Origin of the sequence: Mycobacterium sp. OAE908, assembly GCF_017872775.1 — a bacterium.
Lineage (GTDB): Bacteria > Actinomycetota > Actinomycetes > Mycobacteriales > Mycobacteriaceae > Mycobacterium.
The window spans coordinates 1,130,644-1,156,274 of record NZ_JAGGJL010000002.1; the positions used below are offsets into that span (position 1 = coordinate 1,130,644).

Here is a 25,631-nt window from a genome sequence, read left to right on the forward strand (position 1 = left end):
GATTAGTGCCGGCTGGCGAGGCCGAGATCGACCAAGAGCGCGGCGCGCAACTCTTCGCGAGCGACGCTTGCCTCCCGTTCGGCGGCTGAGAGGTGGACGGCATGCGCATCGCCGATACGTCCGTTGCTCATCACCACGATGCGGTCGGCAAGCGCGATGGCTTCATCGACGTCGTGGGTGACGAGCAGCATGGACGCGTGGTGCTGGCGACGCAGCGCGCGCACCAGATCATGCATTCTCAGCCGGGTGATCGCGTCAAGGGCCGCGAACGGCTCGTCGAGCAGCACCAACTCGGGCTGCGTGACCAGCGCGCGGGCCAATGCGACGCGCTGGGCTTCCCCGCCGGAAAGCTGCTTGGGCCAAGCCTTTTCACGATCCGAAAGGTTCACTTCCGCGAGTGCCTTGCGCGCCCGCTCGTCGGCGTCTGGGCCACTAAGACCCAACGTGACGTTGCGCAGCACACGTTGCCACGGCAGTAGTCGGTCGCCCTGGAACACGATCGCACGGTTGACGGGCACCTCGATGCGACCGCCGTCTGGCTTGTCCAACCCCGCCAGCAGGCGAAGCAGGGTGCTCTTACCGCATCCGGACGGCCCGAGGAGGACGACGAGTTCGTCGTGGTCGATGACGAGGTCGAGGTGGTCCAGGACGAGGCGATCGCCGAATCTGCGGACGACCTGCTCGACGACGACGCCCGTCTGCGTGCCCAGCGCGGTGGTCATCGCGCCTCATAGCTTGGCCGCCACCGCAACAACACCCGCTCGAGAATCCGGACCAACTGGTCGGCCAGCAGGCCGAGAATCGAGTAGATCACCAGGCCGACGAAAACCTTGTTGGTCTGCAGATATGTCTGGGCTTGAGTGATCAAGAATCCGAGGCCCTCGTCGGCGTTGACAGTCTCCGCTGCGACCAGGCCCAAGATGCTGTAGGCCAGCGAAAAGCGCAGGCCGACAAGGAAACCGGGCAGCGCGCCGGGTACGAGCACACGGGTGACAATGCGCCATGGGCCTGCTCCGGTGGTGCGGGCCATTTCGATGAGGCGTTGGTCGACGCCACGGATCGCCGCGAAGAGGTTCAGATACATCGGCACCCCGGCACCGAACGCAATCAACAAGACCTTCGTCAGTTCGTCGATGCCGAACCACACCACAAACAGCGGTAACACCGCGAGCAGCGGGATCGTGTTGAGTATCTGTGCAACACCGTTGAACAGATACTCGCCCGTACGCAGGAAGCCGCCGAGCACGCCGCTCACGATTCCGATGACCAGGCCGAGTCCGAGGCCAATCCCGGCCCGCTGCAATGAAATCGTCAAATCGGGACCGAGTACGCCGTCCTGCCACAGTTCCACGGTCGTGCTGAAGATGTCGGATGGCGCGGGCGCGTACGTCGGCTTGAGGACACCAGACCGGGCGAGGATCTCCCAGAGAAACACGATTGCCACCGGGGTGGTGTAGATCCCCAGCGGCCAGCGCAGTCGGCGTCGCAGGCTGCCGAGCCGGGACTGTCGCCGGGCATCGCCAGGCAGAAATATGTCGCGCGGACGCGACGGCGCGGCGACGGGCGCCGGCGGGGCGAGTAGGGCCATGGCATGCCTTCCAAACGGACGTCGAATGTGTCGGCGCGCGGTCATTCCTTGCGCGCCCGTATGATTCGCGTGCAGCAAATGTTGTGGTCACCATGCCGTATCTACGTCCGCTGTGGGAGCCATGGAATCGACGCGATTCTTTCTTTGCCGCGACTCGCGAAATCATCGTCGGAAAGACTTGACTGGTTCCAGAAAAGCGACGATATTGGGTGCCGTGACCCCGGCACCCGATTACGCGGATCAGCTACGTGCCGCTGATCTACGGGTGACCCGCCCTCGCCTGGCGGTGCTGGAAGCGGTCCACGCCCATCCGCATGCCGACACCGAGTCGATCTTCGGCGCAGTCCGGTCGGGCTTGCCGGACGTGTCGCGGCAGGCGGTATATGACGTGCTCGCCGCGTTGACCGCAGCCGGGTTGGTCCGGCGAATCCAGCCGTCGGGCTCCGTCGCCCGATACGAGTCGCGCGTCGGCGACAACCACCACCATGTGGTCTGTCGGTCGTGCGGCGTCATCGCCGACGTCGACTGCGCGGTCGGAGAGGCACCGTGCCTTAATCCGTCAGACCACGAAGGCGCGTTGGACGGCTTCGTGCTCGACGAGGCCGAAGTCATCTACTGGGGGCTGTGCCCCGACTGCTCGGCTTCCCAAACAGCGCGATCACACCCGTGATCACAGCCCGTAACACCCACCCCCGGAAGGAATGCTGTGTCATCTGATACATCTGACGCTCGCCCACCGCACGACGACGCCAAGACGGCTAGTCATAGCGAGAGCGAGAACCCGGCTATCGATTCGCCGAAGCCGAAGACGCACGCTCCGCTGACCAACAGGGATTGGTGGCCGGAGCAGGTCGACGTTTCCGTGCTGCACAAGCAGAACGAGAAAGGCAACCCGCTCGGTGAGGACTTCAACTACGCCGAGGAGTTCAAGAAGCTCGACGTCGAGGCGTTCAAGCGCGACGTCATCGAGGTGGTCAACACCTCGCAGGACTGGTGGCCTGCCGACTACGGCAGCTACGCGGGCCTGTTCATCCGGATGAGCTGGCACGCGGCCGGCACCTACCGGATCTTCGACGGCCGCGGCGGCGCCGGGCAGGGCGCGCAGCGCTTCGCCCCGCTCAACAGCTGGCCCGACAACGCGAACCTGGACAAGGCGCGTCGGCTGCTGTGGCCGGTGAAGCAGAAGTACGGCAACAAGATCTCCTGGGCCGACCTGATCGCCTACGCCGGAAACGCCGCGCTCGAGTCGGCTGGCTTCAAGACGTTCGGGTTCGCGTTCGGCCGCGAGGACATCTGGGAGCCCGAGGAGATGCTGTGGGGCCAGGAAGACACCTGGCTCGGCACCGACCAGCGCTATGGCGGGACCAACGACAGCGATCGCAAGCTGGCCGAGCCGTTCGGCGCCACCACCATGGGCCTGATCTACGTCAATCCCGAAGGGCCGGAAGGCAAGCCGGATCCGCTGGCAGCCGCGCACGACATCCGCGAGACGTTCGGCCGGATGGCGATGAACGACGAGGAGACCGCGGCGCTGATCGTCGGCGGCCACACTCTCGGCAAGACGCACGGCGCGGGCCCCGACGACGGCATGGGCCCCGAACCCGAGGGCGCCCCCATCGAGCAGCAGGGCCTGGGCTGGAAGTGCCCGTTCGGCTCCGGCAAGGCCGGTGACACGATCACCAGTGGCTTGGAGGTGGTGTGGACCAACACGCCGACGAAGTGGAGCAACGCGTACCTCGAAATCCTCTACGGCCATGAGTGGGAGCTGACCAAGAGCCCGGCCGGTGCCTGGCAGTTCGAGGCCAAGGACGCCGAGGCGACGATTCCCGACCCGTTCGGCGGTCCGAACCGCAAGCCGACGATGCTCGTCACCGACATCTCGATGCGGGTCGACCCGATCTACGGCGAGATCACCCGGCGCTGGCTCGAGCATCCCGAGGAGCTCAACGAGGCGTTCGCCAAGGCGTGGTACAAGCTGATGCACCGCGACATGGGTCCGATCGAGCGCTACCTCGGTCCCTGGGTCGCAGAGCCGCAACTGTGGCAGGACCCGGTGCCTGCCGTCGATCATGAGCTGATCGACGAGTCTGACGTCGCGTCGCTGAAGGCCAAGCTGCTCGACTCCGGCCTGACCGTGCAGCAGTTGGTCAAGACGGCGTGGTCGTCCGCCTCCAGTTTCCGCGGCACGGACAAGCGCGGTGGCGCCAACGGTGCGCGGATTCGCCTTGAGCCGCAGAAGAACTGGGAGGCCAACGAGCCTTCGGAGCTGGCTCAGGTGCTGCCTGTGCTCGAGAGGATCCAGCAGGACTTCAACAGCTCGGCAAGTGGCGGCAAGAAGGTTTCGCTGGCCGACGTGATCGTGCTCGGTGGCTCCGCGGCGGTCGAGAAGGCGGCGCGCGACGCCGGCTTCGAGATCGACGTGCACTTCGCACCAGGCCGCACCGACGCGTCGCAGGAGCAGACCGACGTGGACTCGTTCGCGGTGCTCGAACCGCGCGCGGACGGCTTCCGCAACTTCTCGCGGCCGGGTGAGAAGGCGCCGCTGGAGCAGCTTTTGGTCGAGCGGGCCTACATGCTCAACCTGACGGCTCCTGAATTGGCCGTACTGATCGGTGGATTGCGCGCGCTGAACGTGAACCACGGCGGTAGCAAGCACGGCGTGTTCACCGACAGGCCGGGCGTTCTGTCCAACGACTTCTTCCTCAATCTGCTCGACATGAGCACCGAATGGAAGCCGTCGGAAACGTCGGAGAACGTGTACGAGGGACGGGACCGTTCGTCGGGTGCGATCAAGTGGACGGCCACCGCCAACGACCTGGTGTTCGGTTCGAACTCCGTGCTTCGTGGCATCGCCGAGGTCTACGCGCAGGACGACAGCAAGGACAAGTTCGTCGAGGACTTCGTCGCCGCGTGGGTCAAGGTCATGAACAACGACCGGTTCGACCTGGCCTGATCAACCAAAGACAGCACCCCGCAAGTCAATCCGGCTTGCGGGGTGTTGTTCTTTCTAAATCTGTCGGGCCAGCTGTGCGCCGATCAGCGGCGCGATCTTCTCGGCCATGTAGGCGTGGCCCGCGTCGGTCGGGTGCACACCGTCCTTGCCGATCAACTCGGGCCTGCCGACGAACCAACCCTGGGCGATCGGGTCGATGAACGTCGCGCCCGCGACGCCGGCCTGGTATTTGAGGGCATCGCGGATCCGCAGTACAGCGTCAGGCGGGTCAGCCGTCGGCCACGGCGGTCCGATCACCAGGAATTTAGCCGATGGCGCTGTGCGACGGGCCAATTGGTATGTGCCCCACGCCAGGACCGACAGCTGCGTCGGGTCGACGCCTTGGTCGTTGCGGGAGCCGAAGAACACCACCAGCGCATCGTCGGGCTTGACGACGTCGGCGGTGAGGTCCTCGAACACGCTGCCGTGATTTCCGCGGGTGCCGTACCCCGCTCCCCCCTCGGCGGCCACGTCGGGAGCAACCGCTATGCCTTGGCGCGCCAAGAGCTGCCAGGCCCGCGTGGTCCAGCCTTTCGAGCCGAGCCCGCCGAGTTCGCCACCGGTCGTATACGAGTCCCCGACCACTGCGATGCGGTTCAGCGAGGCGTCCGACGACACTATGTCGTTGTGCCTCACCGTTGTTGATCCGGCATTGACAAGGCCGATGAGCAGAGCGATCGCGACCGCGAACGTGACCAGACGACTCACCGGAACAGCTTACGGCCCAATTTCCAAAAACGCCTGCGCGGACGAAATCGTACGCAAGGCGTTATTCAATTGCTGCATTGTCATCGCGGACAGCGGAATTGGGCTCTGTACCATGACTCAGCCCGCGCGCGCGGTGACGGCGTTGGCAGCCACTTGTCGTGGGCCATGGATGGTTTGCAGCTTGCTCTGCGCCGGGTCGAGCGCCTCTGAGTGCGGATCGGCAACTGGAAGATGCCGCTCCTTGACCATCCTGCGCATCCAGATGCGGGCCGGTTCTTCGACGAAGTGGTACAGAAGTACCGCACCGAGGAGGGCGACGGCGAACACGCCAACCATGATCAGCTTGGCCGACCAGCCGGGCGTCAGGACGATCTCGAATTGCGCCGTGAACCAGTTCCACGCGGTGTGCACCAACTCGTGCACCATGTACAGGCTGAATGAGATGTACCCGCCGTACACCATCACTCGGGTCGACAGGAGCCTCGGCAGACTGCCCATGCCGACCGCCAATGAGGCCACCAGCGGCACGAAGAGCACGTCGACGAGCCCGCTGGAATCGGACACCTTGGGGATTGGATGCGCGTCGAGGAAGTACAGGATTCCGATGATGCCGACGGACAGCGCCAGCGACACGTAGCCGGCTCGACGTCGGCCCGCGTCCGAGAGCTCCATCTTGCGCACCGCCGCGCAGGCCAGCGCGCCGGCGGTGAACTGCATGACGATCCTAGGGAGCCAGCTCCATGGCGTGTAGAAGTGACCGGTCGCCAGCAGGAGCAGTGCGGGTGGCAGGCACGCGGCGACGGCCAGCCATAGCAAGCCTCTGACCCTGGTCGCCCTCGAGATGCGGAAAACCGCGAGAATCAACACCCCGAACAGCAGATACGCCAACCACTCCGCGCTGATTGACCAGGCGGGTCCGTCCCAGCTCGACCCGTCGAAGAATGGCTGGAACCACAACTGGACGAGCAACACCTGACGGGCATAGCTGACGGCGCTGAGCTGGTCTGCGACCGGTGAGGGCAGATGACCGACATAGAGCGTGAAGATGATCCACGCCAATGCGAGGTGGAGGGTCACCACGTAAACGGGCCACACCCTGGCCAGCCGCAGCCACAGGAAGTGCAGCGTGGCCTTGATCGAGAACGACTCGCCCATCCGGTCGAGATAGTTCCACGTCAACACGAACCCGCTGAGCATGAAGAACAGGTCGACGCCCTGTGCGCCGCAGTTGATGACCGGGGCGAGCGCTGATCGAATGCCGGGCGCCGAAACCTCGAGCCACGGCCGGAAGTGGAACAACACCACCCACACTGCAGCAACGATGCGCAAGCCGGATAGGGCTTTGATCTCTCCGGTGCGCACAAAACTCTTTTCGTGAGGGACTCTGCAGTTTCGGGTCAGGCTGCCAGCAGTTATACCTACCGGCGCTTGGCAGAATATCAGCGCGGTCGCCCGATTCGCGCGACCGGAATGCTGTGCGATTCCTGCGAACCGGTGTGTCGCGGGCCGTCAGCTAAAGCAGTCCGCCGAGTAGCCCGCCGCGTTGGTTGTTGTTGCCGGGCGTCGGCTGATTCGGAAACGGCGTGCGCGTTTCGGGGCTGACGCTGATCGGGGCGCGCGTCGTCGGGGCGGGCGGCATCGTGGCGGCAGGCTCGGTGGCAATGGTGGTCGGCTGCTCCGCAGGCTGCGGTGGGGCTGGCTGCTGAACGGTCGGAGTCGCAGTCGGCGCCTGCGCCGCGGAGGTACTGACCGTCGCAGGCAAGACGGGAACCGGCGGTTCCGTCGCGGCGGGCGTGGGGCTGGGCAGTACCGGAGATGTCGGTGTCGACATCGGTGTCGAGATTGGTGTGGCGTCGGTCGGCGTGACGATCGGCGGGGCGGGCTGGGCCGGCTGAAGCATTACGACCGCCGTGGCGGCGGCCGCCGCAAGAGTTGCTACGACGACGCCCGTCAGCACTATTACGCGCGACCAGCGACCCTCGTCGGCGTTCGTTGCGGGCGCGCTGGGATCCTCGTCGAGTCCGTCACCGGCCGACTTGTCGACTTCCAGCGGCTCGAACAGGTAGTCGAACCGGCCGGAGAGGTCCTCCCGCAGCATGTGCCGATGGTACGCGTATTGTTTGCCGCCGGTTGCGCATCTGCAAGAACAGCGGCGAGCAGGCAGAGTGGATATGCTTGCGCCTTCTTGACGGAGGACGACTATGTCTGCTGAACCTGGCGCCGCCGCGCCGTCGCCTGCCAAGTCGAACAGCGCCTCCGGCCATATCCGCCTGACGTCTCACAGCGGCGGTCTTGACGCCCCACCGATTCGCTGGGGTGCGCCGACCGCGGCCGAGCGCGGACCGCTCATCGGCACAACCACCACGCGTGCCCATCGCAATGTGATCGGCACGCACAGCGGGTCCTACAGCGTGTACCGGGCGTTGGCGGTGGCCTCAGGCGCGTTGTCGCGTCAGCACAAGGCGGACCTCACCGACACGTCGCCCACCGACATCATCGGCCCGTACCCGCAGTGGAGTGAGCCGGAGAAGATCGTCAGCCTCGATCCGTGGGGTGCGATGGTGGCCGACGTATTCGCTCCGGCCTTGGCCGAGGCCTACGACATCCGCCCGACCATCGCGATCACCAAGGCACATGTGATCGTGCCGGAGGTCATCGACGCCGTTCAGAAGGGACGCCTGGTCCCCGACGGCCGGATCTTGCTGCCCACCGGTGCCGCGCTGGTCACCAAGGCGGCTGTCGAGCCCGTGTGGTACCTGCCCGGGGTGGCCCACCGATTCGGCTGCAGCGAAACGGATCTGCGCCGAGTGCTGTTCGAAGAGACCGGCGGCATGTATCCCGAACTCGTCACACGCTCGGACCTCGAGGTGTTCCTGCCGCCGATCGGCGGACAGACCATCTACATCTTCGGCAACGGCCGCGACCTGGGTGACCCCACTGTGGAATTGACCGCGCGCGTGCACGACGAGTGCAACGGCTCGGACGTATTCGGATCGGACATCTGCACCTGCCGGCCGTACCTGACGCATGCCATCGAGGAGTGCATCCTGGGCGCCCAGCGTGGCGGCGTCGGGTTGGTGGCCTATTCCCGCAAGGAGGGTCGCGCGCTGGGCGAGGTGACCAAGTTCCTCGTCTACAACGCCCGCAAGCGCCAAGTGGGCGGCGATACCGCCGAGGCCTACTTCGCGCGCACCGAGTGCGTGGCAGGCGTCCAGGACATGCGGTTCCAGGAGCTGATGCCCGACGTACTGCACTGGTTGGGCATCCGCAAGATTCACCGCCTGGTCTCGATGAGCAATATGAAGTACGACGCGATCACCGGTTCCGGAATCGAGGTTGGTGAACGGGTGAACATCCCCGACGACTTGATCCCCGCCGACGCGCGGGTGGAGATCGACGCCAAGATGGCGGCCGGCTATTTCACCCCCGGGCCGGTGCCCGACATCGAGGAACTGCGCAAGGTCAAGGGCCGGGAGCTCGACGGATGAGCCTCGCGGGCGTCGACGTCGAGCACGACACAAGCAAGCCGGCAGGCGCGGCGGCGGTGTTGCGCAGCAGCGTTGCGATCCGTGAGCGCGCGCGGTTCCTGTTGCACCGCGCGCGGGCAGGCGACTCCCCCTGGTTCGAGGTCGACGACGGCTCTTTGGCCGGGGCGGCGGCCGAAGTCGCCGACCTGACCCTGGCGCGCTACCCGGATCTGCACATCCCGTTTCACAGCCGCTGGCGGCACTTCGAGGCCGGCGGCGTGCAGCGCAAGGCCGAGCTGGACGGCCCGGCCATGGTCGATCTGACCGTCGTCAGCGTGCTGCTTGACGCAGGTGCCGGGCCGGATTGGTCATACCTGGAGACCTCTACCGGGCAGCGCTTCAACCGATCCGAGGGGCTGGGTGTGGCGAGCTGGCACGCGTTCTGCAGCGGACTTTTCTCCACCGATGCGGCGCGGCCGTCGCAGGCGGATGCCGCCGGCCTACGCGGCGTGACGGCCGAGCGGCTGGCCGAGGCCTTCCAGTGCCGACCCACGAATCCGCTGGTCGGTGTGGACGGTCGGGTGTCGGTGTTGCACAGGCTTGGCGATGCGCTGGGCCCACACGGTCGGCCGAGTGATCTGTTCGACCTCACTGAAGGAAACAGGATCGCCGCGCACGACATTCTCAGTCGGGTGCTCGCGTCGCTGTCAGGGATCTGGTTGGCGGACAACAGCATTGGCGACCAGGCGCTCGGCGACTGCTGGCGCCATGACGCGCTGCCCGGGCCGGGGCTTACGCAGGGTTGGATGCCGTTCCACAAGCTGTCACAGTGGCTGACGTACTCGCTGCTGGAGCCCTTCGAATGGGCGGGGGTCCGCGTCGAGAGTCTGGACGCGTTGACCGGCCTGCCTGAGTACCGCAATGGTGGCCTGCTGCTCGACACCGGTGTGTTGCACCTGCGCGACCCGGGCTGGGCGGAGCAGCCCTGGAATGTCGGCGATGAACTGGTGGTGGAGTGGCGAGCCCTGACGGTGGCGCTTCTGGACGAACTGGCCCCGCTGGTGCGCGAGCGCCTGGGCGTGAACGCTGAGCAGATGCCGCTGGCGTGCGTGCTCGAAGGCGGAACATGGGCAGCGGGCCGCGCGATCGCCGCGCGCCTGCGGGACGGTCGTCCCCCACTGTCGGTCGTAAGCGACGGGACGGTTTTCTGAAGCCATGGCAGGCGTTCATCTGATCGACCATCCCCTGGTTCAGCACAAGCTCACCCTGATGCGTCGTAAAGACGCCTCCACCAATAGTTTTCGGCTGCTTTTGCACGAGCTCTCGGCCTTGATGGCCTACGAGGTGCTCAGGGACATGCCGATGCACGAAATAGAGATCGACACTCCGCTGGAAAGCACAACCGGAATGGTCATCGACGGTAAGAAGCTGGTGTTCGTCTCGATCCTGCGGGCAGGCAGCGGAATTTTGGACGGCATGCTGACCGTGGTGCCCGGGGCCCGCGTCGGGCACATTGGCCTGTATCGCGATCCCAAAACACTTGTTGCCGTTGAGTATTACTTCAAGATGCCCGGTGAACTCCAGGAACGTGACGTGGTGGTGGTCGATCCGATGCTGGCCACGGGTAACTCAGCCGTGGCAGCGGTGGACCGCCTGAAGGAATGCGGCCCGAAGTCGATCAAGTTCGTCTGCCTGCTCACCTGTCCCGAGGGCCTGGACGCCATGCAGACCGCCCATCCCGACGTGCCGATCTACACGGCCGCGATCGATCGCCAACTCGACGAGCACGGCTACATCCTTCCGGGTCTCGGCGACGCCGGGGACCGCATCTTCGGCACTAAATAACATCCCCTAATCCCCCAACGTCGCGCCCACGCGAACGCCCCGGGTGCGTCCGTGCAGGAGGGGTTCATCGCCCGTTTCGGCGGGTCCTTCGGCTCCATACCGTGGTTTCACACGAGCACGTCGCCGAACGAAAGGAGTTGGATCATGGCGCACTGTCGATACTGCAATCGCTTCCGGTTGACCCGGATGGCTGGCCCTGGCGCCTGGCTCCTGGAATGCGGCCACACCTACCTGCCACTGCCCAGCGAGGCGCAGACATGGGCCGCCTACACGCAGGAGACCCGCCGGCGGGGTTAACGGCGGCGTCGCGTGGGCAGACTCCGGCTATGCAGACGCTGGATTACGCCCCGGGCCGAGCCGTCGATGTGTTCGGCGAGGGAGCGCCTTCTGTCTTGATGTGGCACGGCGCGCAGACCGACGCCCGCGGTGCGATGCGACCGCTCGCCGAATTGGTCGCCGGTCACGGGCTCACAGTGGCGGTGCCGGACTGGAACTCACACGCCGACGACGGCGGACGCAGCGACTTGCTCGCATCGGTTGATTTCACGCGGGAGGGCCTCGGCTCCAGCGGGCTAGTTCTGGTCGGGTGGTCGCTGGGTGGTGCCGCAGCGGCCGGATTGGCCATATCCGCGCGCCGACTCGATGTGCCTGTCGCCCATACCATCTGCCTTGCCGGCGCGTTCATTGCACGTAATCCGATCACCGGGGCCCCGCTGCCGACGAAGTTGCCGCCGGAGCCCTCGGCGTTCACCCTGCTGCATGGCACCGCCGATGATGTGGTGCCTGCCGAGGTGAGTCGGTCGTTCGCGGCGACGCTTGACGACAACGAGTGGCCGGTCGAATATGTCGAGCTGGCCGCCGACCACGGAGCGATCGCAGGCGCGGTATATGACCGCACTCACGATCGCTATCTGGCGGCGGAGGATCCCGACGTGCTGGAAGTGGCCGCCGACGTGGCCGCGCGGATCGCCGCGGTCGTCACCTAGCTGTCCTTGCGCGGCGGGCGCTGATCGTTGGGGTCATCAGGGTCGGGATCGCCGAACCACCGCCACGGGGTGTGCTCGGCGTAGGTGTCGTGCCAGCTCCACCATTCGTACGGCGGGGTCTGTGGATAACCCTCCGGTGAGTCTTCCCAATCCTCCTGGCGTCCAAGGGCCGTCATGTCCAGGAGGTTCCAGGTGTTGACAAACACCTCATCCCCGCGGCCGTTGATGAAGTACGTCTTGAACACCCGGTCGCCGTCGCGGATGAACGCCGTCGTGCCGTGCCAGTCGTCGACGCCGAAGTCCTTGGCGAAATCGTCGGTCATTGTGTACCAAGGGATGTGCTGCCAGCCCATCTTCGCCTTCATCCGTTCGAGTTCGGGCTGCGATGCGAGGGATGCGTAGACGAATGTGGTGTTCCGAGCATTGAGGTGGGCGAGGTTGGGTACATGATCGGCCATCAAAGAGCAGCCCGTGCAGCCATGTTCGGGCCAGTCGCCCGTGCCAGGTTCGATGAACGCGCGGTAGACGATCAATTGGCGTCTACCTTCGAACAGGTCGAGTAGGCTCGCCTTCCCGTCGGGTCCGTCGAATGTGTACTGCTTTTCTATTGGCGTCCATGGCATTCGGCGGCGCTGCGCGGCCAGCGCATCACGCGCCCGTTGCACTTCTTTTTCCTTTACGAGCATCTCCTTGAGCGCCGCGTCCCATTCTTGCGACGACACAATTGGTGGTGTTTGCATTTGCCTTGTCTCCCTTCTTCACTCATCGCAGCGCGTCGGAACGCCCGGCTTCCAGGCGCGACCACTGTGCGATCGGGCGCCCATTCATGCGCACTCGCTCGCTGTTGTTGGTAACGGGGCGTATCGGCCAGTCGGGTGGCGAGTCCTCCCACGCTTCCTGGCGTCCGTACACGGTGAGGTCCATCAGCGCGAAGCTGTAGTCCATGGCCTCGACACCGCGGTAGTTGGTCCAGTACGTCTCGTAGACGCGGTCGCCGTCGCGCAAGTAGCACACCAGATGCATCAGGCCCTTCTGGCGTCCGACGACCAGGGTCTCGAGGGAATCCTGCGCCGAGTACCACGGCATTTCCCAGCCCATGAAGTCGCGGTAGCGGTTGCTCTCGTCGAACGGCCCCTGGCACAGCACGGCGTAGGTGATGTCGCGGGAATGCAGATAGGACAACTCGGCGACATGGGTGGTGCACCAGGTACACCCTTCGCATTGCTCGGCTGCCGGATGGCCGGTGTGCCACATGAAGTAGTACGCGATCAGCTGCGAGCGGCCGTCGAACACGTCGAGCAGTGTGACGGTTCCCGCGGGCCCGACGAGCGGCGTCGTCGCGTCCACTTCGACCATCGGCAGTCGTCGGCGCGCCGCGGCGATCGCGTCTCCCTCACGCGTGTGCGCTTTCTCGCGGACTCGCAGCCCATCGAGTTCGGTCTGGAACGTGGCCCGATCGACCAGTCGGGGCTTCGCGGTCATGACTGTTCGAGAGCTGTTTTGAGGTTGGAGAGCTTCCACGGCCAGCCACCGGAGATCAGTCCGAGCACCGTGCTGTCCGGGCCGAAGTCGTCGTGGATCACGGTCAGCTTGACCATGTCGCCCTCGGGCTCGAGGTCGAAGGACACCTTCGAGCGCCGTTCGGCCGCGCACGTGGCGACAGTCTCTTCGTCGAGTTGTTCGACGGCAGTAGCGAGTTCGGGGACGAACGTGTGGAAGGTGAAGGCGAGCCGGCGATACGGGTCGGATTCGAGGATCACCTGTTCGGGGTGTTCGATCTTCAGCCCGTGGTCCTCCCAGGCGTACGTCGATCCCTTCTGGAAGTCGGACACCATCGCGTGGCCCATGTAGCGGTGCGAGAATGCGGGGTCGGTAATTGCTTGCCACAGCTTCTCCGGCGTGGTGCGGATGTAGGTGGTGTAGACGAATTCTTTACTGCTGCTCATTGATTCGGTCTCCAATGCTGTTTTCAAGTCCGCGAGTGCCTGTACCCGCGCACGGTCGTATTGAGTGATCCAGCGATCGGCGATCGCATTGATCGGCTCTGCGTTGAGGTAGTGCAGCTTTTCCCTCCCCCGCCACACGGTGGTGACCAGGTTGGCTGCTTCGAGGACGGCAAGATGCTTGCTGACCGACTGCCGCGCCATCGATAGTCGCGCGCACAACTCCTGCAGGTTCTGCCCGTTGCGCTCGTTGAGGCTGTCGAGCAGAAGACGTCGGCTCGGATCGGCCAGTGCCTTGAATACCTCGTCCATCTCATTCTTCCTGACATGCAGCTGATCGGCTGCATGTCCGACTATATGCAGCCGTCCGGCTGCATGTCAATCGCTTCAGGCTGGTCGGTTCAACTCGTCGAATCTGACCAGCGCGAGGTCCCGCTGGTCAGGGTCAAACAACTCGAAATGGGTAAGGAGATCGCCGTCGAACACGCCCAGCATCACCATCGGGATCTCGACCTCGACTCCGTCAGACGACGTGCCTTTCGCCAGCAGGTCACCTACTGCTCCCGACGCCGAGTAGCGAAGAATATTCGTCGGCTCCACCCAGAAATTCGGGATCAGCGACGCCACCGTGTCGACGGACTTGATGAAATCAGCGACCGTCGTGCCTGTTGCCAGTTGGCGGTGGTTGACGCCGGTGGCGTGCGCCAAGCTAGCCCGGTAGGTATTCCAGTCATGGCGATTCAGTACCTGCAGAATCTTCAGGTGCGACTCAATGGCTTGCGGATGCTCGACTTCTCCGGATGCGATCCAGCGAGCTGTCAGCTCCGTGAACGCTTCGTTGATGTCATCGGGATCGAACCGCGCGGAGCGGCGCAGAAGGCCGTCGTCGCTGACTTCCACAACCGTCAAGTACTCCGCGGCAATCGGCGCGTCAGGCTCGGCCGTGTCACGGAAACGGTTGCGCATCAACGCAAAACGCGCACCCCTGATCGCGACGACGTCCGCTTCCGATCGCCAGCTCGGGGTGGCATCGAACATCGCCTGCGTGGCGTCGCGCGGTCCCAGCCTCTCGAAGGAGGCGCGCAAGCCTTTACGCCGATCCTCCGCGTGGCAGTCCGCGGTAATCAGCGACTGAAATTCGTCCACCTCGCGGCGGTTGAATGCATCGGCTAGTTGTGTCCAGGTCTGAGTTGCCGCGTTCTCTAATTGCGGCACTTGGCGATTGAGCTCGTCGAACCGTGCGAGCGCGGCTTCTAGGTCGGCTTCGTCGAAGACTTCACAACGGCTGATCTTTTCGCCATCGAACGTGAGAAATGCGGTCTCTCGCCACTCGGCTTCGAAGCCCTCCTGCGAAGTTCCGCGTACGGCGTGGGTGACGACGGCTCCGAGGCTAGTCAGTCGGTGCACTGCCTGGACGTAGATGGTTGCCTGCGATGTGATGTCCCAGACGGCTCGAAGCGACGCACCTAGATCGCCCTCCTCAATCGTCACGAGGCGTCGATGATCGATGTTGACCCAGTCAGGAGTGGTCGGCGGTAGTTGACGCTGGTTGAGGGCGGCGTAGCCGGCCGCTACGCGCGACCAGGTGCGCGCATCGGCGGCGGCTTCGCCGGCCAGGTATCGGGCGTCGAGTTCCTCGATTGCGTCGACGATGTCGTCGACGTCGAATGCGACTCGTGCCACGATTTGGTCGTCGGAGTTGATCTCGATGAGGCCAAGCATTTCCACCTCGAAGGCCTCGGGCTGTTGTTCTGGGCCCTTGACGCGGAAGTGCCCTAGCACAAGCCGCTGCCCGCGAGTCGCAATGACCGTTGATCCAAAGCTTTTCGCCCCGACGCTGGCAATGGCTCGCAAGTCCGCGATACATGCCGTTCTGCCTTCTACCAAACCCGCGCCCACCAGTCGGCGACGATCGTCCGACGATGTTCCCTCAGCGAGCATTTCCGTCATTGCTGTCCAGTTGCGGGCGGAGAACAACGCCCAAAAGCGCTCAGTTACTTGGCTCGCCGCGTTTTCTGGATGGGGCAACGACCGATGGAGCTCATCGAACCGGGCGAGTGCGGCTGCTAAGTCGGCCTCGTCGTAAACTTCGCCGCGGCTGATCTTGTCGTCGTCGAACGTGACCAGGCTGACCTCTCGCCATTCGACTTCGAAGCCGTCTGAAGAGGTCCCCTGCGAGGCGATGGTAAGCACCGCGCCGAGGTCAGTCAGCCGATGCACGGCTTCGACGTAGGTGCTGGACTCTGGTGTGAGATCCCATGTGGCCCCGAGGTATGCGGGCAAATCGTTCGCCTGGTACATGGCGAGCTGTCGATGATCGAGGTGTACCCAGTGTGGCGCCGTCGGGGGCACTTCTTGTTTGTTGAGCGCATCGAAGGTGCGCATTATCAGCGACCACGTACGGGAGTGTGCTGCTGACTCGCCTGCGAGGTAACGGGCGTCGAGTTCCTCGATTGCGTCGATGATGTCGTCGACATCGAACAGAACAGCCGCCACGATCCGGTCGTCGCTGTCGACTTCAATCACGGTAAACATCTCGACAGCGAACTCACCGTGCTGGAGATCCTGGTTCGCCGAGGAGAAACGACTGAGGACGAGGCGCTGCCCGCGTGTCGCAACGGCGGTCCACGTAACGTTTGCCCCGACATCCGCGAGGCTTCGCATGTTTGCGAGTTCGCCATCGCGTCCTCGCTGGATCCCGGCGTTCACGACACGACGTCGATCATCGGTGTAGATATCCTCGGTCAACGCCTTCCCGATAGCGTCCCAGTCGCGAGCATCGTAGGAGGCCCAAAAACGCTCGTACACTCGAGTTGCCGCGTTCAGCAATCGCGTAACTGTCGGCTGTAATTCGTCAAAGCGCTCGAGTGCGGCATCCAGGTCCGCCTCGTCGAAGGTTTCAGAGCGCTTCAATTTGTCGCCCTCGAACGTCAACAGATCGATTGATCGCCACTCGACGTCGAATCCATCCTGCGAGGTTGCGCGCATTGAGTGAGTGACAACAGCTCCGAGGTCGCTCAGCCGATGAACAGTGTCGATGTAGATGCTGCCTTGCGGCGCGAGATCCCACCCCACATTGAACGACGCGCCCATCGTTCTCGTGTCGACCATCGCGAGCCGCCGCCGGTCGACGAATTCGCAATCTGTCGTCCGCGCTGCCAGCTCATGCCGGTTGACGGCTGCGAAGGCGCGCGTGACAAGTGACCAGATGCGGGCGTGGTCGGCGGCTTCGCCTGCGATATAACGGGTTTCGAGTTCGCTGAATGCGGCATCGATGTCGTCGAGATCGAACGCAACGCCGGCTGAGATCCGGTTGTCGGTGTCAATTTCGATGAGCGTGAGCATCTCGAGGGCGTATGCCTCGGCAGCCTGGCCGCTGCCCGATACGCGCGAACGGGTGAGCGCGAGCCTGTCCCCGCGGGTTGCGATAACGGTTGATTCGTAATTTCTGACACCGACTCCGACCACTGCGCGCAAGTTCGCCATCTGGGCATCCCGGCCGCGTCGGACGCCACCGCTCACCACGCGACGACGATCGTCGTCGCAGACATCGTCGGTCACCATCTGCGCCATGGCATCCCAGTCGCGAGCCGCGAGGCGCACGTTGAAGTGGTCGTATGCGCGGCTCGCTGCGTTTTCCAATCGTGGTGCCGTCCTGCAAAGTTCGTCGAACCTGGCTAAAGCGGCGTGGAGGTCTGTCTCGGCGAATAGTTCACAGCGGCCGATTTGGTCGCCGTCGACGGTCAGGACGGCGATCATCTGCCACTCTGCCTCGAAGCCCTCTTGCGAGATGCCACATGCTGTGTGAGTGACCACCGCTCCAAAATCGGTCAACCGATGCACAGCCGCGACGCGAATCTTGAAACCTGGCGTGAGATTCCAACCGGCGCCCAGGTACGCGGTCAAGTCACCTGCCTCGATCGTCGCGCGCAGCTGGTGGTCGACGTTGACCCAATTCGGCGAAATCACGGGGATTTCACCCTGGTTGATCGCCGCGTAGGCGCCCTGGATGATCGACCAAGTGTGCGCATGTGCGGCCGCTTCACCAGCAATATAACGCGCGTCGAGTTCTTCGAATGCGGCGTCGATGTCGTCGAGGTCGAACGCCACGCGAGCCGTGATCAGCTCGTTGGCGTCGATCCCCACAATGACGAGCGCATCAGTGCAGAATGCGTCCGGACGCTGGTCGCCGCCCGCAAAGCGGGTACGAGTGAGAGCGAGGCGCTCGCCACGAGTCGCAATGACGAGCGCTGTCACGCTTTGGCTTCCGAGCTGGGCGATGGCCCGCAGGTTTGCGATTTCGACGTCACGGCCACGGAGTGTCTCGGCGTTCACTACCCGACGCCGATCCTCCACGGACGTGTCATCGGCGAGCATCTTCGCCATGGCGTCCCAGTCGCGCAATGCAAAATACGAGTTGAATCGTTTGTTCAGTCGGCTCGCGGCGTTCTCCAGTGTCGATGTCGCTGCGGTGAGCTGGTCGAAACGTGCGATCGCTGCATCGAGGTCCGTCTCATCGAAGATCTCGGCGCGACTGACCAGCTCGCCTTCGACCATCATGATCTGGGCTATCCGCCACTCGGCGGCGAAGCCTTCCTGCGAGGTGCCCTTCAACACCTGCGTATAGACCGCCCCCCGATCGCCGAGCCGACACACAGCTTCCACGCGAAAGCTCAAGTTCGGAAGTTGATTCCAGGAAGCGTTGAGGTATGTGATGAGTTCGCCCGGTGCAAATGCCATGGCGCCGCGCCGATGATCGATACTCACCAAGTCCGGTGTCGCTGGGTAGATTTCGTGACGGTTGAGATCCACGTAGGCTGCCGCGATCACTGACCACGTGTGCGCGCGGGCCGCCCTTTCGCTCGCGATGTACCGTGCTTCGAGTTCCGCGAATGCGGCATCGAGGTCGTCCGGTTCGAATATTACATGTCTAGAAATCTGACCCTCAGCAGTGATCTCGGCCAGGTCTAGCACCGCGAATTCTTCGCCGGGCCAATCGGGAACGGAGAACGAGCTCCCGAAAAGCACAAGGCGTTCCCCTCGGATGGCGATGACCGTAGTCGTGATGCTTTCAAACCCCACCTCGGCGATGGCGCGCATATTCGCCATCTCGACATCCCGACCGTGTTGAATCCCCGCGCTTACCACCGGGCGACGATCGTCGGTCGTGAAGCTGTCGGCCACCAAGCCGGCCATGGTGTCCCAGTCGCGAGCTGCGAAAAGTGCCGCGTACCGCTTTACGACTCGGCTCGCCTCGTTTTCCAGCTGGGGCGACGGCTGACTGAGTTCATCGAAAGCTGCGATCGCGTCGTCGAGATCTGCCTCGTCGAAAATCTCGATGCGATTGAACAGATCACCCTCGACGGTGAGGACGTTTATTTGCCGCCACGACGCGGCGAAGTCGTCTTGCGAAGTGCCAGTGATCACGTGAGTGACTACCGCCCCGAGGCTGTTCAATCGGTGCACCGTCTCGATGTGGCCATGAATGTCGGGCATCAGTTCCCACGCGGAGCGGATGTATGCGAACAGGTCACCAGAGCCGAACGCCGTCCCTCTGCGGTGGTCGATGCTCACCCAGTCGGGAGTCGTCGCGGGCAGCTCCATCCGGTTGAGCCCGGCATGTGCCTCCACAATCCGCGACCAAGTGTGCTCGTATGCCGCCGCTTCGCCTGCAAGATAACGGCTTTCGAGGTTCCCGAAGGCGGCGTCGATGTCGTCGGGGTCGAACATGACAACATCGGTGACCCGCTCCTGGGAGTCGATTTCGACAAGAGTGAGGCCCTCGTTCTGGAACGCGTCGGGTCGTTGGTCGGCGACGGAGAAGCGGGCGTGAGCCAGCACGAGGCGTCTGCCCCGTGTGGCGATGACGGTCGGTGTCACGTCCGCGATACCTACATCATCTGCCGCGCGCAAATCGTCGAGCTCCGCCTCACGACCGTGTCGAACCCCAGCGTTCACGACGCGTCGACGATCCTCTATGGAAAAGTCGTCGGCGAGAAGCTCCGCCGCGGCGTCCCAGTCCCGCGCGGCGAAACATGTCGCCAACGACTCAGCCACCGAGCCCGCCGCGTTGTGGTCGCGTGGCGGCGGAGGCTTGAGCTGATCGAACGTCGCGAGCGCAATGTCGAGGTCGGTCTCGTCGAAAATTTCGGTGCGATTGATCAAATCACCTTGAACTGTGACCATTTCGACGATCCGCCACTCGGCGTGCAAGCCCTCGCGTGAGGTTCCGCTCAGCACCAGGGTGTAGACGGTCCCGAGGTCGCTTAGCCGATGCACAGCCTCGATGAAGAAGCCGAGATCCGGAATCTGATCCCAGGTGGCGTGGATGTACGCCACAAGGTCGCCTGGCGCGAATGCGATTCCGCGACGGTGGTCGATGTTGATGAAGTCGGCCGGGGTCGGGTGTATTTCGTGTCGATGCAGTGCCGCGGCATGGCGTTGCGTTATGAGCGACCAGACGCGGGCGTGAGCCGCAGCTTCGCCGGTGAGATAGCGTGCGTCGAGTTCTGCAAGCGCATCTTCGAAATCGTCCGGATCGAAGACGATTCGGCCGACAGCAAGCCCGTCGTCGTCGGTCTCAATTACGTCGAGGACGTCGACGCGGAATGTCTCCGGACCCACACCTAAACCGGAGACTTGTGCACGATTGAGCACGAGTCGCTCGCCCCTGGTCGCAATGACCTGTGACGTCCAGTCCTGTATGACTTCGGCGGTGGCGCGGAATTCGGCGAGCGCTGCATCCTTTCCCTGCCGACGGCCGGCATTCACCACTCGACGACGGTCCTCGGTAGCGACACCGGCGGCGAGGATTTCGGCAATCGCAGCCCAGTCGCGGGTCGCAAGGCCGTTCTTCGCGCGCTCGTACGCTCGGCTTGCTGCATTCTGCAGGCGCGTCGTCGGATGGCTGAACCGTTCAAACGTGGCGAGCGCCGCGTCGAGGTCGTTCTCTTCGTACACGTCCATCCGCTGTTCCTCGGGAACAAGCGCAACGATGCGAGGCCACTGCAGTTCATTCCCACGAGTGTCGGTGCCTTCGATGACGAGGCTGGCGACGGTGCCGTGCGCGTCAAGCGCATGTATTGCCGTCACTCGATACCGAGCATCGGGCACGAGTGCCCACAGCTCCTCAACCGCCCGCCCGAAGTCATTAGAGCCGAACGAAATCCGGCGATGATCGACGTACCTGAGTCCGCCCATGATGGGTCCCAGCTCGTGACGATTCACCTCACCAAGCGTATCCATCACGCTCTGCCAGGCGTCTGCGTACGGTGCCGCCTCACCGGCGAGATAGCGAGCATCGAGCTCGTTGAAGGCAGCGTCGAAGTCGTCGGGGTCAAACACGACGTGCGACGCAAGCCGGTTGTCGGCGTTGATTTCGACTACGCCGACCATCTCGTTGCAGAAGCTCTCGCGCTGTCGGTCCTGCTCCGAGAAACGAAGAACACGGAGGGCGAGGCGGTCACCGCGGATGGCAATGATATTGCACGTTACGTTCCCACTGTCGGCGAGATCGGCCATGGCCTTGAGGTTCTCGATTTCGGTATCGCGACCCTGCCGGACGCCGGCGCTCACTGTGCGACGACGATCATCAAGCGAAAAGTCATCGCTCAGAATCTCCGCCATGGTGTCCCAATCGCGGGCCGGGAAGTATCTCCAGAAGCGTTCGTCCACTTGGCTCGCTGCATTTTCGAGCAACGCCCGTGGGCGTGCGGCCTCAAACCGCGCGTGCGCGGCTTCCAGTTCGGCCATCGCACTGTCGATGTCATCTATATCGAACATCACCTGCAGCGCGATCCGACCGTCTTCGTCGAGACCGCACAACAAGAGCATCTCCTCGTGCGGCGCTCCCGGGCTCGCATCGTCGGTACCGAGGTCGAGTCGAGTGAGGGCCAGGCGCTCGCCTCGGACGGCGATGACTGCCCATCGCTGCCACGCCCATCCTTCGCGAAGATGTCTGGCAACTCGTGGCCAGTCACCCGGCCGAAGATCGTTCTGGCTGAAGCCGACCACCTTGCGGCGACTCTCGACGAAGACGTCGGGTGCATAGGTTTTCTCGCATTCGCCCCAGTCCCCGCGTTCGAAGGCAGATTCCACCTCATGCATCACCCGGACGCAAAGGTTGTCGAGCTTCGCGGCCGGGGCTTCCAGGGTGGGCGCGAGCGCCGGAACATCACGTCCGCTGAGAAGGCGGCGGGCCTTGTCCGCAAGTGCCGCTGCGCCTTTGCGCTCATACAACTCGGCAGCCTGCGTGGCGGCCGCTTGTGCACCGGCGAGGTCGCCGACGATATCCAACACTGTGGCCAGCGCCAGGCAGGCATCGCCGTGGTCGACCAGAGCGTCGGTGCCCGCAGCGATAGCGACAGCCTCCTGGGCCACCTGCCGGGCCGCGTCGTGAGCACCGTTTCGCGCCAACAGCTGAGCCCGAACCGTCCGCCAGGTCATCGATGCCTTCAGCGCATGCCCGGCGAGACGTTCACTCTCCGTGCATAATTCGTCGGCGTCGCCGTCTCTATCGAGAAGCAGACAAGCGCGCGCCAACAAAGCGGCGGTCTCGGCTGTATCCGCATCGAGGCGCATGCGCCGGAATCCGTCGTAGGCCTGCCGTAGGTGCGTCTCGGCAGCCGCGGGCTCGTCGGCTACCAGTTCGACTATGCCTGCGAACTGTTCGACCTCGAGTAACGCGTGGCGCATGCCAAGGTCGTTCAACGCGCGCCGGGCCGAGTCGATCAGGCGACGGCCGGCCTCGGGGCGACCTCGAAATGCGTCCAGCACGCCCTGGCATCGCGTCGACGTTGCCTCGACGACGGCCGATCCCGTCGTGATGCGAAGCAGCCGCACCACATCGAGACACCGTCCACCCGCGCGCGGCACCGGGTTTGGACCCCATAACGCAGCTAGTGGCGCCCCGGCCAGTACCGCGTTCACGCGTCGGTGGTCACGGGCGCGGCGCGCGGCGGTCAGCGCGTGATCCAGCGCCATTTCGCTGTCCCCAATGCGACCGAGGCGTGCCAGGCATCCGGCGCGAACGGTGTGGGCCTTGGCCTCCCCCGCCGCGTCGTCCAGTCTGGCCAGTTCCTCGGCGGCGACGGCAAGCGCGGATTCGATGTCGTCCAGGCGCTCGGGATGGGTGAGCATCGATAGTTGGCCATCGAAACAGGTGCCCCACGCCGTGAGCCTGGCCGAATCGCCTGCGGCTTCCTGCAGTTGCGATACCGCGCCTGCCGCCGACGCCACATCACCGGCCGCCAACAGCGCCTCACACCGCGCCACCAACAGTTCGGCCTGCTGGTCCTCCCGGTCGGGCAGCTCGTCGTCAAGCTCCTCGAGCGCGTGCAGTGCCCGGTCGTACAGGTCAGCCGCGCCTTCATAAGCGAGGCGGGCCATCGCCTGCTCCGCTGCACGCCTGCAATACTCGACGGCCTTCGCGGCGTTTCCCGCCCACGCACATTCGAAGTAGTGGTACGCCAATTCGGCTAGTCGTTCGTCGTCGGGGCCGGACTCGGCTTCTAGCGTCGCCGCGATGCGCTGGTGCAATCGCATACGGCGCACCGATGCCAATTCGGCGATCAGCGACTGCCGGACGAGGGCGTGATTGAAACGGTAACGGCCGCCCGATTCTTCGATGACGATGCCTGCTTTGGACGCTTCGTCGAAAGCGTCGACGAGATCATCCCCGACCACGCGCTCTACCAGATCCAGGGCAAACCGGCTGCCCACCACCGCGGCAGCCGCCAGGGCCTTGTTCGTTCCCTCCGGCAACCGAGAAAGTCTGCGGCTTACAGCTTCTCGAACACCTTGCGGCAAAGTGCTTGGGTCCCAACGCCCGCCACTTTCGTCCACATGACGCAGCGCCTCGATGAGGAAGAAAGGATTGCCGCCGGTGACGGTCGCCAACGCCCGGGCCAGCTCCTGATCGTCGTACCCGGCTTCGGCAACATAGGCGCTCACATCGTCCTCGTCCAGCCCGCGCAACTGAAGGCGATTATCGGACCCGTCGCGGTGCAGGTCGGCAAGCATGGCCGCCAGCGGATGGGAGCGGTCGAGATCGGTACTGCGGTACGTGCCGACGATCTGAACGCGGGCGTGCTCGCCGAAGCGAAGGAGATGTCGTAACAGTAGAAGCGTGGGCTTGGCCGCCCAATGGAGGTCATCGAGGACCAGCACCACTGGCGCGGCGTCTGAGGCAACGCCCAACAGTGCGACGACTGCATCGAAGAGCGCGTAGCGCTCGGTGTCTGCGTCTGCACGCGGCGGCGCTGCCAGATCGGGTAACAACTCGCTCAGTGCCGGCACCAGTGGAAGCAGTGCTTCGACACCGCGCAACCCGCGAATCCGGTTGGCGCCGAGACTAGGTACGACCGCACGCAGGGCTTCCGCGAACGGCTGGTACGGCGCGCCGAGGTCCTCATCGCAACGGCCGTAGAGGACGACGGCACCTCCGTCGTAAGCGTGGCGGGACCATTCACCGGCCAGACGTGTCTTACCTACGCCGGGCTCTCCGGCGATCATCACCGCGCGCGTGCCGGCGGCAAGTGTGGCCTGCCAAATCGACAGCAGCTGCTGGAGTTCGCTGGCCCGCCCGACGAACGGCCCGGAGCCGGCTAAAACGGCTGGCAGCGCCGGCCGTTCGATGGGTGTATCTGCTGTGGGAGCACGGGATTCGTCAGCGGCATCCAGCCGAAGTTCGAAGACGTGTTCGGGACGGGCAAGGTTCTTGAGCTGACGCCTCCCGAGGTCGGCCAGCACAACGTCGTCTCGAAGCGAGTCGACGACGAGTTCGGCGGTCGCGCCTGAACATAGAATTTGGCCCCCGGCCGCCAGCGACCGCAGTCGGGCCGCCCGGTTGACCGCCCGGCCGAAGTAGTCGCCGTTCCGCAGCTCGACCTCGCCGGTGTGCAGCGCTACGCGGATGCGCATGGGCTCTGCCAATTCCCACGGTTCGTGAGAGATCCCTTCCTGCAAGTCGATCGCGGCAGTCGCGGCCGCCGAGGGCCGGTCGAAGACCGAGAACGTTGCGTCGCCCTCACCGCGCGTCTTGATGAGGCGCCCGCCCCGCGCCGTGACAACTTGTTCGACGATCTCGTCGTGTCTCGCGAGTGCCGCCGCCATCGCTTCGGCGTCCGCCTCCCACGCGGCGGTCGACCCCTCGATATCGGTGAGTAAGAAGGTCACCGTCCGGGTAACCGCCGAGAGTTGCTGTGACACAGGGACTTCCAATGCGGAATCCTGCGTGATGATGGCGGCCTCTAGCCGACGCAACTCCGGTCCGGGGTCGACGCCCAACTCGTCGGCCAGCAGGGATCGTGCGCGTTGGTAAGCGCCAAGCGCCTCCCCTTGCCTGCCTGCGCGGTAGAGGGCGAGCATCAGCTGGCCCCAACGCCTTTCACGAAGCGGTGCGTCTGCCACGGCAGCTTCGAGTTCACCGATGATCTCTGCTGCACGGCCCGTCGCAAGCAGTGCATCGGCGCGGTCTTCCACGAGGGCCGCGTGGCCCTCGATCCATCGTGTCTTCTCCGATACACCCCGCGGGCCATCGGGCAGTTCGGGGACACCGCGCCAGAGGGCCAGCGCCTCGTCGAAGCGGGCGATCGCTTGAGTCGGGTCTCCAGTGGCCACCGCGTCGCGGCCCAGCCTGGCGGCCAGCTTGTAACGCGTGGCATCAGTCTCGGTGGTGTTGAGCACCCAGCCGGCACCCTCGGTCAGCACGAAGCCGTCACCAAGGGTGCGCCGCAGCGAGGAGATGTGGGTCTGCAGTGCCTTGGCGGCGGTGCGTGGCGGATCGTCGCCCCACAGCAGTTCCACGAGTGTGTCTGCTGAGACGACGCCACCGCCGTGCAGTCCGAGCATCGTCAAAATGGCGCGGGGCTTGGCGCCGGGAATGGCGACCGGCAGGCCATACTGCCGGACTTGCAGAGTCCCCAGAACCCCCAGCTCCACCGTTTGAAGCGTAGTCACGTGACCATCGTCAGAAGGGCGATTCAACGCGTGGTCAAGAAGCAGTAAAGGCCCAGCCGGAGCAGTTTTGTTGAGTCGTCAAACATCCGGCCGATGTCGGAGCACTGCGTCACGTGGGCGACACGAGGATGGAGGGCGCCGAGG

At 64.3% G+C, this 25,631-nt stretch carries 16 protein-coding genes; 7 read left to right on the plus strand and 9 right to left on the minus strand.

Features of this window, described 5'->3' with window-relative positions:
* Positions 1–2 precede the first annotated feature (2 nt).
* Positions 3–722 carry an ABC transporter ATP-binding protein gene (locus tag J3E61_RS30655; RefSeq protein WP_210086440.1) on the minus strand — a complete coding sequence of 240 codons (720 nt, stop codon included), beginning with the start codon at positions 720–722 and terminating at the stop codon, positions 3–5.
* Positions 719–1,588, minus strand: coding sequence for an ABC transporter permease (locus J3E61_RS30660; protein WP_210086441.1), 870 nt, complete (start codon positions 1,586–1,588; stop codon positions 719–721). The genes J3E61_RS30655 and J3E61_RS30660 overlap by 4 nt, the downstream gene beginning before the upstream one ends.
* 214 nt (positions 1,589–1,802) lie before the next feature.
* On the opposite strand from J3E61_RS30660, the gene J3E61_RS30665 reads away from it, so the two are divergent.
* Together J3E61_RS30665 and katG are read left to right on the plus strand one after the other, a co-directional pair.
* The gene (locus J3E61_RS30665) at positions 1,803–2,258 is read left to right on the plus strand and encodes a transcriptional repressor (protein WP_210086442.1); all 456 of its coding nucleotides are present in this window, start codon (positions 1,803–1,805) and stop codon (positions 2,256–2,258) included.
* A gap of 36 nt (positions 2,259–2,294) precedes the next feature.
* Complete coding sequence (gene katG / locus J3E61_RS30670) at positions 2,295–4,541, plus strand: catalase/peroxidase HPI (protein ID WP_210086443.1); 2,247 nt, start codon at positions 2,295–2,297, stop codon at positions 4,539–4,541.
* Positions 4,542–4,595: 54 nt separating this feature from the next.
* Here the strand turns inward: katG and J3E61_RS30675 are convergent, their stop codons facing one another.
* The 3 genes from J3E61_RS30675 to J3E61_RS30685 form a co-directional block, all read right to left on the minus strand.
* A complete protein-coding gene (locus J3E61_RS30675) occupies positions 4,596–5,288 on the minus strand; it encodes an SGNH/GDSL hydrolase family protein (protein ID WP_192722827.1) in 693 nt (230 codons plus the stop codon).
* Positions 5,289–5,405: 117 nt separating this feature from the next.
* The gene (locus J3E61_RS30680; protein WP_210086444.1) at positions 5,406–6,650 is read right to left on the minus strand and encodes an acyltransferase; all 1,245 of its coding nucleotides are present in this window, start codon (positions 6,648–6,650) and stop codon (positions 5,406–5,408) included.
* A gap of 151 nt (positions 6,651–6,801) precedes the next feature.
* Positions 6,802–7,386 (minus strand): hypothetical protein, encoded by a 585-nt coding sequence (locus tag J3E61_RS30685; protein ID WP_210086445.1) that lies wholly within the window; start codon positions 7,384–7,386, stop codon positions 6,802–6,804.
* A gap of 103 nt (positions 7,387–7,489) precedes the next feature.
* On the opposite strand from J3E61_RS30685, the gene J3E61_RS30690 reads away from it, so the two are divergent.
* From J3E61_RS30690 to J3E61_RS30710, 5 genes are all read left to right on the plus strand, one after another.
* Entirely contained in the window at positions 7,490–8,776 is a 1,287-nt protein-coding gene (locus J3E61_RS30690; protein WP_210086446.1) for a GTP cyclohydrolase II, read from the plus strand.
* Positions 8,773–9,966 (plus strand): URC4/urg3 family protein, encoded by a 1,194-nt coding sequence (locus J3E61_RS30695; RefSeq protein ID WP_210086447.1) that lies wholly within the window; start codon positions 8,773–8,775, stop codon positions 9,964–9,966. Before J3E61_RS30690 ends, J3E61_RS30695 begins: the two co-directional genes overlap by 4 nt.
* 4 nt (positions 9,967–9,970) lie before the next feature.
* Positions 9,971–10,600, plus strand: a complete 630-nt coding sequence (gene upp / locus J3E61_RS30700; protein ID WP_192722822.1) for a uracil phosphoribosyltransferase — start codon at positions 9,971–9,973, stop codon at positions 10,598–10,600.
* A 144-nt stretch (positions 10,601–10,744) separates the two neighbouring features.
* The gene (locus J3E61_RS30705; protein WP_210086448.1) at positions 10,745–10,897 is read left to right on the plus strand and encodes a hypothetical protein; all 153 of its coding nucleotides are present in this window, start codon (positions 10,745–10,747) and stop codon (positions 10,895–10,897) included.
* A gap of 29 nt (positions 10,898–10,926) precedes the next feature.
* Positions 10,927–11,586 (plus strand): alpha/beta fold hydrolase, encoded by a 660-nt coding sequence (locus J3E61_RS30710; protein WP_210086449.1) that lies wholly within the window; start codon positions 10,927–10,929, stop codon positions 11,584–11,586.
* On the opposite strand, the gene J3E61_RS30715 is transcribed toward J3E61_RS30710, so the two are convergent.
* From J3E61_RS30715 to J3E61_RS30730, 4 genes are all read right to left on the minus strand, one after another.
* Positions 11,583–12,326 carry a DUF899 domain-containing protein gene (locus J3E61_RS30715; RefSeq protein WP_210086450.1) on the minus strand — a complete coding sequence of 248 codons (744 nt, stop codon included), beginning with the start codon at positions 12,324–12,326 and terminating at the stop codon, positions 11,583–11,585. The genes J3E61_RS30710 and J3E61_RS30715 overlap by 4 nt on opposite strands.
* Before the next feature lie 22 nt (positions 12,327–12,348).
* On the minus strand, positions 12,349–13,068 hold the full coding sequence (locus J3E61_RS30720) for a DUF899 domain-containing protein (RefSeq protein ID WP_210086451.1): 720 nt from the start codon (positions 13,066–13,068) through the stop codon (positions 12,349–12,351).
* Positions 13,065–13,841, minus strand: a complete 777-nt coding sequence (locus tag J3E61_RS30725) for a metalloregulator ArsR/SmtB family transcription factor (protein WP_210086452.1) — start codon at positions 13,839–13,841, stop codon at positions 13,065–13,067. The genes J3E61_RS30720 and J3E61_RS30725 overlap by 4 nt, the downstream gene beginning before the upstream one ends.
* A gap of 75 nt (positions 13,842–13,916) precedes the next feature.
* Positions 13,917–25,469 (minus strand): AAA family ATPase, encoded by an 11,553-nt coding sequence (locus J3E61_RS30730; protein WP_210086761.1) that lies wholly within the window; start codon positions 25,467–25,469, stop codon positions 13,917–13,919.
* Positions 25,470–25,631 lie beyond the last annotated feature (162 nt).

Excerpts from the sequence above, each read along its gene's own strand:
- J3E61_RS30655 (WP_210086440.1), bottom strand. The coding sequence starts at position 722 with ATGACCACCGCGCTGGGCACGCAGACGGGCGTCGTCGTCGAGCAGGTC.
- J3E61_RS30660 (WP_210086441.1), bottom strand. The coding sequence starts at position 1,588 with ATGGCCCTACTCGCCCCGCCGGCGCCCGTCGCCGCGCCGTCGCGTCCG.
- J3E61_RS30685 (WP_210086445.1), bottom strand. The coding sequence starts at position 7,386 with ATGCTGCGGGAGGACCTCTCCGGCCGGTTCGACTACCTGTTCGAGCCG.
- J3E61_RS30690 (WP_210086446.1), top strand. The coding sequence starts at position 7,490 with ATGTCTGCTGAACCTGGCGCCGCCGCGCCGTCGCCTGCCAAGTCGAAC.
- J3E61_RS30695 (WP_210086447.1), top strand. The coding sequence starts at position 8,773 with ATGAGCCTCGCGGGCGTCGACGTCGAGCACGACACAAGCAAGCCGGCA.
- upp (WP_192722822.1), top strand. The coding sequence starts at position 9,971 with ATGGCAGGCGTTCATCTGATCGACCATCCCCTGGTTCAGCACAAGCTC.
- J3E61_RS30705 (WP_210086448.1), top strand. The coding sequence starts at position 10,745 with ATGGCGCACTGTCGATACTGCAATCGCTTCCGGTTGACCCGGATGGCT.
- J3E61_RS30710 (WP_210086449.1), top strand. The coding sequence starts at position 10,927 with ATGCAGACGCTGGATTACGCCCCGGGCCGAGCCGTCGATGTGTTCGGC.
- J3E61_RS30715 (WP_210086450.1), bottom strand. The coding sequence starts at position 12,326 with ATGCAAACACCACCAATTGTGTCGTCGCAAGAATGGGACGCGGCGCTC.
- J3E61_RS30720 (WP_210086451.1), bottom strand. The coding sequence starts at position 13,068 with ATGACCGCGAAGCCCCGACTGGTCGATCGGGCCACGTTCCAGACCGAA.
- J3E61_RS30725 (WP_210086452.1), bottom strand. The coding sequence starts at position 13,841 with ATGGACGAGGTATTCAAGGCACTGGCCGATCCGAGCCGACGTCTTCTG.